The 12,558-nt window shown below is 72.7% G+C and carries 11 protein-coding genes; 3 read left to right on the top strand and 8 right to left on the bottom strand.

The window, feature by feature from the left end; translation table 11 throughout:
• Positions 1–21: 21 nt before the first annotated feature.
• Positions 22–687 (top strand): peptidylprolyl isomerase, encoded by a 666-nt coding sequence (locus ACFVHV_RS17265; protein ID WP_359902240.1) that lies wholly within the window; start codon positions 22–24, stop codon positions 685–687.
• A 106-nt stretch (positions 688–793) separates the two neighbouring features.
• Positions 794–1,150: a MazG-like family protein gene (locus ACFVHV_RS17270; protein WP_359902237.1), complete on the top strand. Its 357-nt coding sequence runs from the start codon at positions 794–796 to the stop codon at positions 1,148–1,150.
• Between the two features lie 165 nt (positions 1,151–1,315).
• Here ACFVHV_RS17270 and ACFVHV_RS17275 read toward each other — a convergent pair whose 3' ends face one another.
• The 7 genes from ACFVHV_RS17275 to ACFVHV_RS17305 all read right to left on the bottom strand — a co-directional run bounded on the left by ACFVHV_RS17275 (position 1,316) and on the right by ACFVHV_RS17305 (position 9,908).
• Entirely contained in the window at positions 1,316–2,626 is a 1,311-nt protein-coding gene (locus ACFVHV_RS17275; RefSeq protein ID WP_359902234.1) for a geranylgeranyl reductase family protein, read from the bottom strand.
• 241 nt (positions 2,627–2,867) lie between these two features.
• Positions 2,868–3,563: a demethylmenaquinone methyltransferase gene (locus tag ACFVHV_RS17280; protein ID WP_359902232.1), complete on the bottom strand. Its 696-nt coding sequence runs from the start codon at positions 3,561–3,563 to the stop codon at positions 2,868–2,870.
• Positions 3,564–3,774: 211 nt separating this feature from the next.
• Positions 3,775–4,362, bottom strand: a complete 588-nt coding sequence (locus tag ACFVHV_RS17285; protein ID WP_359902229.1) for a hypothetical protein — start codon at positions 4,360–4,362, stop codon at positions 3,775–3,777.
• Positions 4,363–4,612: 250 nt separating this feature from the next.
• Positions 4,613–5,374, bottom strand: a complete 762-nt coding sequence (locus tag ACFVHV_RS17290; RefSeq protein ID WP_380351875.1) for a hypothetical protein — start codon at positions 5,372–5,374, stop codon at positions 4,613–4,615.
• A gap of 169 nt (positions 5,375–5,543) precedes the next feature.
• Complete coding sequence (mqnC, locus tag ACFVHV_RS17295; RefSeq protein ID WP_380351877.1) at positions 5,544–6,764, bottom strand: cyclic dehypoxanthinyl futalosine synthase; 1,221 nt, start codon at positions 6,762–6,764, stop codon at positions 5,544–5,546.
• Positions 6,765–6,970: 206 nt separating this feature from the next.
• Positions 6,971–8,743: a protein kinase gene (locus ACFVHV_RS17300; protein WP_380351878.1), complete on the bottom strand. Its 1,773-nt coding sequence runs from the start codon at positions 8,741–8,743 to the stop codon at positions 6,971–6,973.
• A 232-nt stretch (positions 8,744–8,975) separates the two neighbouring features.
• Positions 8,976–9,908: a menaquinone biosynthetic enzyme MqnA/MqnD family protein gene (locus tag ACFVHV_RS17305; RefSeq protein WP_380351879.1), complete on the bottom strand. Its 933-nt coding sequence runs from the start codon at positions 9,906–9,908 to the stop codon at positions 8,976–8,978.
• 394 nt (positions 9,909–10,302) lie between these two features.
• Between ACFVHV_RS17305 and ACFVHV_RS17310 the strand changes: the two genes are divergently transcribed.
• Positions 10,303–10,506, top strand: coding sequence for a cold-shock protein (locus tag ACFVHV_RS17310; protein WP_188301247.1), 204 nt, complete (start codon positions 10,303–10,305; stop codon positions 10,504–10,506).
• 267 nt (positions 10,507–10,773) lie between these two features.
• Here the strand turns inward: ACFVHV_RS17310 and ACFVHV_RS17315 are convergent, their stop codons facing one another.
• Positions 10,774–12,120, bottom strand: a complete 1,347-nt coding sequence (locus ACFVHV_RS17315) for a dicarboxylate/amino acid:cation symporter (protein WP_359902214.1) — start codon at positions 12,118–12,120, stop codon at positions 10,774–10,776.
• Positions 12,121–12,558 lie beyond the last annotated feature (438 nt).

Consider the following 12,558-nt stretch of genomic DNA (forward strand, 5'->3'; position numbering starts at 1 on the left):
ACTCCCCGGAAGGTCCGTCACGTGAAGCGCACGCACTGGGCGCTGGTCGCCGCCGCCACCGTCCTCCCGCTCGTGGCGAGCACCGGCACCGCCGTCGCGGACGCCCCCGCGGCCGGCACCCCCACCGCCGGCTGCACCTACACACCGGCCGTCCCGGCCGACAACTTCAAGGGCATCCCGGTGTTCGACGCCAAGAAGGCGGCGAAGCCCTACCGCGCGACACTGCGGACCAGCCAGGGCCAGATCACCTTCGAGGCGCTGACCGACAAGGCGCCCTGCACCACCTTCTCGTTCCGGTTCCTCGCCGAGCACGACTACTTCGACCGCAGCCACTGCCACCGCCTCACCACCCAGCGGATCTACGTCCTCCAGTGCGGCGACCCGACCGGCACGGGCAGCGGCGGTCCGGGCTACTCCTTCCCGGACGAGAACCTGACCGGCGCCACCTACCCGGCCGGAACCGTGGCCATGGCCAACGCCGGCCCGAACACCAACGGCAGCCAGTTCTTCTTCGTCTGGAAGGACACCAAGCTCTCCCCCGCCTACACGCCCTTCGGCCGGATCACCGCCGGACTGGACGTGCTCCAGAAGATCGCCGCCGGCGGCGAGGACGACCAGAACAACCCGGGCGACGGCTTCCCCACGCTCCCGGTGAACATCCGCAACGTGAAGATCAGCGCCCGCTGACCGGGCGGGCCGGACAGCCCCGGCCCGCCACCCGCCGTCCCCCGCTCCCCACTCCCGTACGGTGGCAGCACCAACGACACCGCAACGGGAGCAGGAGCAGCACCGCATGGACAGCCGGATCTGGGAGAGCGTCGACCACCTGGTCGCATGGCTTGACGAGCAGAGCACGCAGTCGCCCCAGGAGGAACGACTGCTGCGGATCCTCAAGCTCTCCGAGGAGATCGGCGAGGTCGGTGCGGCGGTGGTCGGTGCCACCGGCCAGAACCCGCGCAAGGGAGTCACCCACACCTGGGAGGACGTCCAGCACGAGCTCTGCGACGTCGTCTTCTCCGCCCTCGTCGCCCTGAGGACCCTCACCCCCGACGCGGCCCGGGTCTTCGCCGAGCGCCTCTCCTACGTCGAACAGCGCTCCACCGCCTCCCGGCGGGCGCCGGAGGAACCCCCGGCGGTCGACGAGGCATAGGCGACGCCCCCGTCAGAGGCACGCCGTCCCCTCGGGTCAGGCCTCCTCCTGGCCCGGACGGGCCAGACACCCGACCGGACCGGGCGCCGAACGGGACCGGGCGCCCGGCCGAACCCGGCACCGGACACGACCAGGCGCCCGGCCGGGTCGGGCACCCGATCCGGGTCAGGCGTTCGGCGCGACCCTGGCGAGGCCGTTGATCACGCGGTCCATCGCGTCGCCGCCCTGCGGGTCGGTGAGGTTGGCGAGCAGCTTGAGGGTGAAGCGCATCAGCATCGGGTGGGTGAGGCCGCGCTGGGTGGCGATCTGCATCACCTTGGGGTTGCCGATGAGCTTCACGAAGGCGCGGCCCAGCGTGTAGTAGCCGCCGTACACGTCCTTGAGGATGCGCGGGTAGGCCTGGAGGGCGCGCTCGCGGCCGCCGTCGGTGACCCGGGCGAGGGCCTGCACGATGACCCCGGCGGCGATCTGGCCGGATTCCATCGCGTAGGCGATGCCCTCGCCGTTGAAGGGGTTGACCATGCCGCCCGCGTCGCCGACCAGCAGCAGACCGCGGGTGTAGTGCGGCTGCCGGTTGAAGGCCATCGGCAGTGCGGCGCCGCGGATCGGCTCGGTCATGTTCTCGGGGGTGTAGCCCCACTCCTCCGGCATGCCGGCGCACCAGGCCTTGAGCACCTCGCGCCAGTCCAGCTCGCCGAAGGCCGGCGAGGAGTTGAGGATGCCGAGGCCGACGTTGGAGGTGCCGTCGCCCATGCCGAAGACCCAGCCGTACCCGGGCAGCAGCTTGCGCTCGCTGCCGCGGGTGTCCCACAGCTCCAGCCAGGACTCCAGGTAGTCGTCGTCGTGGCGCGGCGAGGTGAAGTAGGTGCGGTAGGCGACGCCCATCGGGCGGTCCTCGCGCCGGTGCAGACCCATGGCGAGGGAGAGGCGGGTGGAGTTGCCGTCGGCGGCGACCACCAGCGGGGCCCGGAAGGTGACCGGCCGCTTCTCGTCGCCGAGCTTGGCGGTGACGCCGACGATCCGGCCGGTGCGCTCGTCCAGGACCGGCCCGCTGACGTTGCAGCGCTCGTAGAGCCGCGCGCCGGCCTTCTCGGCCTGACGGGCGAGCAGCTCGTCGAAGTCGGCGCGCTTGCGCACCAGGCCGTAGTCGGGGAAGGAGGACAGCTCGGGCCAGTCCAGCTCCAGCCGGACACCGCCGCCGATGATGCGCAGGCCCTTGTTGTGCAACCAGCCGTTCTCGGTGGAGACGTCGATGCCCATGTCCACCAGCTGCTTGGTGGCACGCGGGGTCAGGCCGTCGCCGCACACCTTCTCGCGCGGGAAGGCGGTCTTCTCCAGCAGCAGCACGTCCAGCCCGGCCTGGGCCAGGTAGTACGCGGTGGTGGAGCCGGCCGGGCCCGCGCCGACCACGATGACGTCGGCCGTGCTCTCCACGGGGCTGTCCGGCTTCGTCAGATCGGCTGCGGTCTCGGACACGTGGACACACTCCTGGAACTGCGGCTGGGGGACGGCGGCTCTGTCTCCGGCAGTCTAGTTCCGCTCACGTCACCGGATGCGCCCCCGCCCCCGACCGCCGGACCCGAGCCGCGGTCCCGAGCCGCACCGATCGAGCCGCACCGATCGAGCCGCGGCACCCGGAGCCGTGACACCCGGGCCCGGGGCCCGCGCCCGGATCGGTCGGGGCCGGATCGGTCGGGGCCGGATCAGCCGAGCCCGGCTACGCGATCTTGTAGGCCCGGTGCAGCGCGACGATCCCGCCGGTCAGGTTCCGCCAGGCGACCTTCGACCAGCCGTTGTCCTGGAGCCTGGTGGCCAGCCCGGGCTGGTCCGGCCAGGCCCGGATGGACTCGGCGAGGTAGACGTACGCGTCCGGGTTGCTGCTGACGGCGGTGGCCACCGGCGGCAGCGCGCGCATCAGGTACTCGGTGTAGACCGTCCGGAACGGCGTCCAGGTCGGGGTGGAGAACTCGCAGATCACCAGCTTGCCGCCGGGCTTGGTGACCCGCAGCATCTCGCGCAGCCCCGCGTCGGTGTCCTGGACGTTGCGCAGCGCGAAGGAGATCGTCACCGAGTCGAAGGTGTCGTCCGCGAACGGCAGCCGGGTGGCGTCGCCGGCGGTGAGCGCCAGCTCGGGGTGGCGGCGCTTGCCCTCGGCGAGCATGCCGACCGAGAAGTCGCACGGGACGACCTCGGCCCCGGCCTCGGCGAAGGGCAGCGAGGAGGTGCCGGTGCCGGCCCCGAGGTCGAGCACGAGGTCCCCCGGCCCGGCGGCCACCGTCTCGGCCACCGCCCGGCGCCAGGCACGGGCCTGGCCGAGGGAGAGCACGTCGTTGGTGCGGTCGTACTTGGCCGCGACGTCGTCGAACATGGCGGCGACTTCGTGCGGCTGCTTGTCCAGAGAGGCTCGGGTCACGCCCCCATTGTTCACCCTCGCACGGACGCCCCGACCAACGGGGCACGCCGACCCGGAGCCGAACCCGGCCGAACCCCGGCCCGCGCCCGCGGGCCCGGGGCCGCGGGCCCGGGGCCGAACGCCGGGCCCAAGGTCGGACCCGGCCCGCGCCCGACGTCGAGCAGCCGCCCACCCGTACCGGGCGCGTCCCACCCGTACCGGGCACGGCCGGTCAGTGCTGAGCGCGCCGCCCGCCCGCGCGGCGCCGCCGACGCGACCGCTTGCCGTGCGTTATCGCGGGCATCCCGTCCGCCAGCGCCCCCGTCGCCAGTGCGAGGTTGGCGGCCAGCTTCCCCTGCCCGCCGCGGAGCGCGAGGGCCTTGTGATGCCGTCGGATGCGCAGCACGCAGATGACGAAGAGCACGACGGCCACCGGCACGCTGAACCGGGCCAGGCCCACGCCGACGGGCTGCGGGTAGGTGTCGCCGCAGATCCGCACCGCGCCCGGGTCGTCGGCGGCGTGCTCCAGGCAGATCCTGTCGCCGAGCTTGGCGCTGTCCGAGAGCGGCAGCGCGGCCGCGGTGTGCGGCTCCCCGCCGGCCCGGTAGCTGACGGCGCTGTAGGTGCCGCCGCCGGTCGGGAGCTGGGTGACGACCCCCTCGACTCTCACCGGGTGCGCCTCGATCCGGTCGGCCTGGTCGGCCTGGCGCCAACCGAGCAGGCACATGCCGACGGCCAGCACGGCGCTGAGCACGGCGGCGAGGTACCAACCACGGCCCATCCGCGGGGTGCGCGGCGGGGGAACGGTCGCGGTTTGCATGGTTCCTGTCCTGGCTTGCCTTCGGGGCCGGGGACACGGCCCCGCCGCCCGCGGGCGCGGGCAGTGGTGTGGTGAGGGTACGGAGTGAGCTGTCCGGGATCGTATCCGCTGGCGGGCCCTCAGGTCACGATGAAGGGACAATCACTCTCCGGCACCGGCACCGGAGTTCGGGTGCACACGAAGGAAGTCCCGTCCGCCACAAGGAAATCCGGCTACTGACGAGTACGTCACACCCGCCGTGACGACCGTCTCACCGTCGGCGGTACACCAACCGCCCGCCCAGCACCGTGGCCAGGCACCCACCCGCCGCCGGCTCCGCGCCCGCCGCGGCGCCCGCACCCGTACCAGCGTCCACGTCCGCGCCCGACACGGCTTCCGCGCCCCCGCCCCCGATCCCGCCCCCTGCGACCGCGAACACCGCGAAGTCCGCCCGCCGCCCGGCCGCCACCCGCCCGTACACGGCCTCCGCGAGCGGCAGGACGGCCAGCGGGTCCAGCGGCCCCGCGCCCTCGCCGCCCGGCCCTCCTGACGAACCGGCCGGACCAGTAGAGGCAGCAGAACCGGCGGAAGCGGACGACCCGGGCAGTCCCACGACCCCCGACCGCGCCACCGCCGTCCGCACCGAGGCCCGCTCGAAGGGCCCGGCCACCGCCGTCACCCCGTACCCGAGCATCCGCTGGAGCCCCCGCCGTGCGCTGGCCCCGCACCGCGCCTCGTCCGTGGACCCGGCCAGCCCGTCCGCCACCGGCTCGACGCCGACCTCCTCCCGGGGATCGGGGTGGTACGCCCGTTCCAGCAGCCGGTGTCCGTACGGATTGCGCAGCCCGGGGGTGAGCACGGCCGCGCCCCAGTCCCGCACCCGCGCGCCCGGGTGGGCGGCCGCCAGCTCCCCGTACGGCCCGACCGCCTCCACCAGCTCGCCACGCACCACCACCGCCCCGTCGGCGATGGACGGGGCAGTGGGGTCGGCCGGGTCGGGCAGCACGAACGCCGCCCGGTGCAGAGTCAGCACAACAGCGCCTTCGACTTCGACAGCAACGCCGGCGGCAACGCCAACGCCAGCGGAAACGGCAACGGCAACGGCAACGGCAACGGCAACGGCACCAGGGACACCGACATCAATGACACCGGCACGGGAAGGGCCAGGAGGAGGGGCCAGGAGGAGAGGAGAAGAAGGGGACTCAGCTGTCCAGGATCTTCAGCTCGGGGTGCGCGGTGCCGCCCTCGATCGCCGTGGAGGCGATGTGCGAGGCGACGCGCGGGTCGACCGGGTCGTTGGCCGGGTCGTCCAGCACCCGCAGGTGCTCGTAGGTGGTCGAGCGCTGCGCCGGGACGCGGTCGGCGGCCCGGATGAGGTGGATCAGCTCGGTGAGGTTGGAGCGGTGCTTGGCACCCGCCGCCGAGACGACGTTCTCCTCCAGCATGACGGACCCGAGGTCGTCCGCACCGTAGTGCAGCGACAGCTGGCCGGCCTCCTTGCCGGTGGTGAGCCAGGAGCCCTGGATGTGGGCGACGTTGTCGAGGAACAGGCGGGCGATCGCGATCATCCGCAGGTACTCGAAGACGGTGGCCTGGGTCGAGCCCTTCAGGTGGTTGTTCTGCGGCTGGTAGGTGTACGGGATGAAGGCCCGGAAGCCGCCGGTGCGGTCCTGCACGTCGCGGATCATCCGCAGGTGCTCGATCCGCTCGGCGTTGGTCTCGCCGGTGCCCATCAGCATAGTGGAGGTGGACTCCACGCCGAGGCCGTGGGCGATCTCCATGATCTCCAGCCAGCGCTCGCCGGACTCCTTCAGCGGGGCGATCGCCTTGCGCGGCCGCTCCGGCAGCAGCTCGGCGCCGGCGCCGGCGAAGGAGTCCAGGCCGGCCTTGTGGATCCGGGTGATGGCCTCCTCGACGGAGACGCCCGAGATCCGCGCCATGTGCTCGACCTCGGAGGCGCCGAGCGAGTGGATCACCAGCTGCGGGAAGTCGGCCTTGATCGCCGAGAACGCCCGCTCGTAGTACTCCACGCCGTAGTCCGGGTGGTGGCCGCCCTGGAACATGATCTGGGTGCCGCCGAGCTCGACCGTCTCGGCGCAGCGGCGCAGGATCTCGTCGAGCTCGCGGGACCAGCCCTTGTCGCTCTTCGGCGGCACGTAGAAGGCGCAGAACTTGCACGCCGTCACGCAGACGTTGGTGTAGTTGATGTTGCGCTCGATGATGTACGTCGCGATGTGCTCGGTACCCGCGTAGCGACGGCGGCGCACCGCGTCGGCGGCGGAGCCGAGCGCGTGCAGCGGCGCCGAGCGGTAGAGCTCCAGCGCCTCCTCCGGGGTGATCCGGTCACCGGCGGTGGCGCGGTCGAGCACGGCCTTCAGGTCGGTGCTGGACGCATCGAGGGTGGTCGCTGCGAGCTCGGTCACCTGGCGGCCTTCTCTCTCTCAAGTGCTACTCGGGTACGGCCGAACCAGCCTACGCCAGCACATTCCGCCGCCCGCGTCAGCCCGCTGAACTGCGCTCGGGCCGCCCCGGGCCGCGCACGGGCCACCCCTGTACCGCGACCGGACCACGCCCGGAACACGCCGGGACCACGCCCGGACCACGCCCCGGCCGGTCCCCGCCGCATCCCTCAGCCGTCGGCCCCGCCGGCCACGCCAGCCCCGTCGGCCCTGCGCATCGTGCCGGCCGGGTTCCCGGCCGGCGGGTCGGCGGAGGCGAAACGGATCGTCCCGTCGGACTGCAGGGTGAGCGTCTCCGCGTTGGAGCCGCCGGTGCAGGCGCCGGGGATCGAGGAGCGGACCAGTCGGGACTGGAACACCAGCTTGGTGGCGGAGGCCGACTTGAGGGTCCAGGCGCCCTCGCAGCTGATCGAGAGCAGCCCGGAGACGGCGTTGCGGCTGGTGGTGCTCTCCTGGCCGATCGCCGCCGGACGGACGGTGAGCGTGGTGGTCCCGCCGGGCAGCCCCTTGTCGGTGACCATGTCCCCGCTCCAGGTGCCCAGGAAGGCGGCTGGCACCACGCTCGGCCCGCCCGTCCCGGGCGGCACCGCACCCGGGGCGGACACCGTCGCGCTTCCCGGAGCGCCGGAGGCCGAGGTGGACCCGGAGGTGCCGGCGCCGCCCGGCGGGACGGCCCGGCCCGGGTCGGCGGACGCCTCCGGCAGCGGCGCCGCCGTGGGGCCCGACACCGCCGGTTCGGCCCGGTGCAGCCACCCGTACAGCCCGTACCCGCCGCCCCCGAGCAGCACGAGCACCGCCGCGACCGCCGCCGCGTTCCGGGCCCGCCGCGGCCGCGCCCCCTGCGCGGTCCCGTCCCGGACGGCCCCGCTCAACGGCGGGTGCTCCCCCGTACCCTGCGGCCCGCCCGCGGACACGAAGGTCGGTGTCCGCACCGCCTCGGCCGAGGCCCCGGAGTCACCGGAGGCACCCGCGTCCGCGCCCACCCCGCCCGGAACCGCTTCCCCCGCTTTCCCCGCTTCCCCCGGCTCCCCGTCCAGGTCCAGGTCCAGGTCCAGCAGTTCCACCGCGCTGCGTCCCACCCCCGCCGCCAGTTCCCCCGGCAGCCAGCCGCCCTGGGCCAGCCGGGCGGCGGCCGTGCCGTCCGGGTCCAGCCGGGCGCGCAGCTGCCGCGGGTTGGGCCGGGCGGCCGGGTCCTTGGCCAGGCAGCCGAGGACGATCCCGCGCAGCGGCTCGGGCAGCCCGGCCACGTCCGGCTCCTCGTGCAGCACCCGGTAGAGCAGCACGGCCGCGCTGACCCCTTCGCCGAAGGGGTGGACGCCGGTGGCGGCGAAGGCGAGGACGGCGCCGAGCGAGAAGACGTCCCCGGCCGGCCCGACCGCCTGCCCGTTCGCCTGCTCGGGTGACATGAAGCCGGGCGACCCGACCACGTAACCGGAACGGGTGAGGCCGCCCGCGGCGTCGAGGGCCCGGGCGATCCCGAAGTCGATCAGCCGCGGTCCGTCCAGGGTGAGCAGCACGTTGGACGGTTTGACGTCCCGGTGCACCAGGCCGAGTCCGTGGACGTGGACCAGGGCCTCGGCGAGCCCGACGCCGAGCGAGCGCACGGCCGGCTCGGGCAGCGGCCCGTACGTCCGGACGGCGTCGCCGAGCGCGGGGCCCGCCACGTAGCCGGTGGCGACCCAGGGGCGTGCGCCCTCGGTGTCGGCGTCCAGCACGGGCGCGGTCCAGGCGCCGCCGACCCGCCGGGCGGCGGCGACCTCCTGCCGGAAGCGGGCGCGGAACTCGGCGTCGTCCGTGAGCTCCGACCGCACCACCTTGACGGCGACGGTGCGCCCGCCGGCCGTCCGGCCGAGGTAGACCCGGCCCATTCCGCCCGAGCCGAGCCGCCGCAGCAGCCGGTAGCCGCCCACCTGGCGCGGATCGTCCGACCCCAGTGCCCGCATCCCGCACGCTCCCCTCGCCCTCGCACGCGCGCTCCGCCGACCGCCCATCGGACGCGCCTCGGGTGCAGACCGTACCGGGCCGGGCGGTGCTCCGCCCGGCCCTCGGGCCTGTCTTCACCCTTCCGCCCGCGCGGCGGCGCCGGTCGTACGAAGACGGACGCGGGCCCGCGAACAGGTGCGGGAACCCGCAGCCGGACGGCGCCCCTACGTCCCCTACCTCCCCTACCTCTCCCTACATCCCCTGCTGCATCCCCAGCGGCAACGCCGCCGGCTCCAGCAGCCGCACCGCGACGTCGGAGGCGAACCCGCTGTCGTGCGCGACCCGCTGGGCGAACTCCGTGACGCCGGCCAGCTGCCGCTCGCCGAGCGAGAAGTCGAGCGCCTCGCTGAAGTACCGCTCCAGCACGTCCGCCCCGAAGGCCTCCCAGCGGGCGGCCTGTTCGGCGACCTTGCCGGCCTCCACCAGCGACAGGTCGCGGGACTCCAGGAAGGCCCGGTGCACCGCGGCGGTCAGTTCCGGGGCGCGCTCGGCGAACTCGCGCCGCACCGCCCAGACCGCGAAGACGAAGGGCAGGCCGGTCCACTCCTTCCACATCTCGCCGAGGTCGTGGACGGTCAGCCCGAGGTCGGCGGCCTGCCCCAGGTAGGCGCGCAGGGCCGGGTCGCCGATCAGGACGGCGGCGTCGGCCTCGGCGAGCATCGCGCTGAGGTCCGGCGGGCAGCTGAAGTAGTCCGGGCGCACGCCCTCGCGCTCCTCCAGGAGCAGCCGGGCGAGCCGTACGGAGGTGCGGCTGGTGGAGCCGAGGGCGACCCGGCGGCCGTCGAGGTCGGCGAGCGGCACCTTGCTCACGATCAGGCAGGACATCACCGGGCCGTCGCTGCCGACCGCGATGTCCGGCAGGACCAGCAGGTCGTCCGCGTTGCGCAGGTACTCCACGCAGGTGATCGGGCCGATGTCCAGGGTGCCGTCGACGAGCTGGTCGCTCAGCTTCTCCGGGGTGTCCTTGGTGAGGTCCAGATCGAGCAGGTTCCCGGTCCTGGCGAGTCCCCAGTAGAGGGGTACGCAGTTCAGGAACTGAATGTGGCCGACCCGGGGCCTGACCGGTGTGTTCTCCTGGGGCTCCCGCGTCCGCGCGTCCGGTGTCCGTGCCTCCGGTGCTGCCACTGCGCCGCTCCCTTGCTGTTCGTGCCTCCCCGCAGCGTATGCCTGCTGTTCGCGGCGGCTCGCACCGGCCGTCCGACACGCCCTCCCGCCCCGTCGACGCCCCGTCGACGCGGCATCGACGCGCCTTTCAACGCCCGCTCCGGCCCTTACGACACGCGCCTTCCACGCCTCAAGTGACCTCTGGTCGTCACAGCGGCCGCATGCTAGCGTTGCCCTCAGTTGCAGTTTGATTCCCCTTGCAGTACTTGAAGCCTGCGGAGCATGTAACCGCAGGCTTTTTGTAGTTTTTCAGCAATATCGAAAAATTTCGGACACGTCCGGAGGCAGGGCGATCAGCGCAGCGGACCGGGTGTCACACGGTGTGGCCCCCGACACGCATCGCAAGGAGAACGGCATGGCTCAGGGAACCGTCAAGTGGTTCAACGCTGAGAAGGGCTTCGGCTTCATCGCCCAGGATGGCGGCGGCCCCGACGTCTTCGTTCACTACTCCGCCATCAACGCGAACGGCTTCCGTTCGCTGGAGGAGAACCAGACGGTCACCTTCGACGTCACCCAGGGCCCGAAGGGCCCGCAGGCGGAGAACGTCACCGCTGTCTGACCATCCTCTGATGTTCTGATCGCTCGGGACCCGTACGGGTCCGCCGGCGGCTCCCGACAGCCGCCACCATGAGCACAAGAGCAGTACCCAAGGGGGCCCGCCGGTCGGCGGGCCCCCTGCCTTTTCGAAAGCCCGTCCCGGGGCGGAAGTTCGGGCACGGAGCGAAGGAATGCGGAAAGGGCCCTCTCCCGTCACCGGGAGAGGGCCCTTTCCGTCATGGCGGTCGAACGTCCCCTCTGGCGTTCGACCGCACGTTCTGCCTCCGCGTCAGGCCGCGACCGGGGTCGCGCCGCCCTGGCCGGCGGCGACGGCCGGCTCCGGGGCCTCGTCGTACAGGTCCCCGGACGGGTTGTTGTACGCGGCGACGTCCAGGATCTTCTCCCGGGCGGCGACCACGATCGGCACGACGACCTGGCCGGCGACGTTGGTCGCGGTGCGCATCATGTCCAGGATCGGGTCGATGGCGAGCAGCAGGCCGACGCCCTCCAGCGGCAGGCCCAGCGTGGACAGGGTCAGCGTCAGCATGATGATCGCGCCGGTGAGGCCCGCGGTGGCGGCCGAGCCGACCACCGAGACGAAGGCGATCAGGATGTAGTCCTTGATGCCCAGCTCGATGTTGAAGACCTGGGCGACGAAGATCGCGGCGACGGCCGGGTAGATCGAGGCGCAGCCGTCCATCTTGGTGGTGGCGCCGAACGGCACGGAGAAGGACGCGTACTCGCTCGGGACGCCGAGGCGCTCGGTGACGCGGCGGGTGACCGGCAGGGTGCCGACCGAGGAGCGGGAGACGAAGGCCAGCTGGATCGCGGGCCAGGCGCCCTTGAAGAAGTGCAGCGGGTTGAGCCCGGCGGCGAAGCGCAGCACCAGCGAGTAGACGACGAACAGCACCAGTGCGCAGCCGAGGTAGATGTCCAGGGTCAGCGTGGCGAAGGGCTTCAGCAGGTCCCAGCCGTACTTGGCGACGGACTTGCCGATCAGGCCGAGGGTGCCGAGCGGGGAGAGCCGGATGACCCACCACAGCGCGGTCTGGGTCAGCTCCAGCACGGACTCGCTGAGCTTGAGGACCGGCTCGGCCTTGGCGCCGAGCTTGAGGATCGCCGCGCCGACCACGACCGCCAGGAAGACGATCTGGAGCACGTTCACCTTGGTGAAGGAGTCGACGATGTTGGTCGGGAAGATCCCGGTCAGGAAGTCGATCCAGGTGCCCTTGGAGTCGAGCGCCTTGAGGCCCTCGGTCTTCAGGTTGGTGCCCTCGCCCGGGTTGGTCAGCAGACCCAGGCCGATGCCGATGCCGACCGAGATCAGCGAGGTGATCATGAACCAGAGCAGCGTGCGGGTGGCCAGGCGGGCCGCGTTGGTGACGTTGCGCAGGTTGGCGACGCTCACCACGATCGCGGTGAACACCAGCGGCGGGACGGCCAGCTTGAGCAGCTGGACGAAGATCTTGCCGATGGTCTCCAGGGTGGTGGCCAGCCAGGAGATGTCGGCGGCGCGGGCCAGGTAGCCGAGGCCGACGCCGAGCACGAGGCCGGCGACGATCTGCACCCAGAAGGGCGTCTTGCGGATGCGGGCGAGCACGGACGGCGACGAGGTCGCCTCGGGCGCTGTGGACATGGGGGAGCGTCTCCGGGGAGGGCGTTGCTGACGGTGAGGTGGGGGCGGAGCGGGCGGCACGGCGCGGGGCCGGACGGGAGGGTCGGGCCCCCGGTCAGGGGCGTGCCGCCGCGGTACAGCTCAGGGCAGCACAGCGCATGGCGCGACAAGGGCGCGGGCTGTCCACAGCACCGGTCAGAGCACACGGGCGGGCGGCGGCGGGCAGGGGGCCCGGGCCGTGCATCCGCAGTGCGTCTGAGGCTGTCATGGCCGATACGTTAGCAGTAAAGGTTTGAGATGTTCAAAGTACTTGTTTGAGGTCACGCAGCGCACACGCCCCCCGAGGCCCGCCACCAGCCCGAACTCCGGACACGAACGAAGCTGACGCCCCATCAGGCCCGCTCGGCGACCCGATTGACCGCTGAGCAGTTATACGTATAACTTTGACGGCGTCCCTGC

The sequence above is a fragment of the Kitasatospora sp. NPDC127116 genome, assembly GCF_042677365.1.
In the GTDB taxonomy this organism is placed as follows: domain Bacteria; phylum Actinomycetota; class Actinomycetes; order Streptomycetales; family Streptomycetaceae; genus Kitasatospora; species Kitasatospora lactacystinica.

Excerpts from the sequence above, each read along its gene's own strand:
- ACFVHV_RS17270 (WP_359902237.1), top strand. The coding sequence starts at position 794 with ATGGACAGCCGGATCTGGGAGAGCGTCGACCACCTGGTCGCATGGCTT.
- ACFVHV_RS17285 (WP_359902229.1), bottom strand. The coding sequence starts at position 4,362 with ATGCAAACCGCGACCGTTCCCCCGCCGCGCACCCCGCGGATGGGCCGT.
- ACFVHV_RS17300 (WP_380351878.1), bottom strand. The coding sequence starts at position 8,743 with ATGCGGGCACTGGGGTCGGACGATCCGCGCCAGGTGGGCGGCTACCGG.
- ACFVHV_RS17310 (WP_188301247.1), top strand. The coding sequence starts at position 10,303 with ATGGCTCAGGGAACCGTCAAGTGGTTCAACGCTGAGAAGGGCTTCGGC.
- ACFVHV_RS17315 (WP_359902214.1), bottom strand. The coding sequence starts at position 12,120 with ATGTCCACAGCGCCCGAGGCGACCTCGTCGCCGTCCGTGCTCGCCCGC.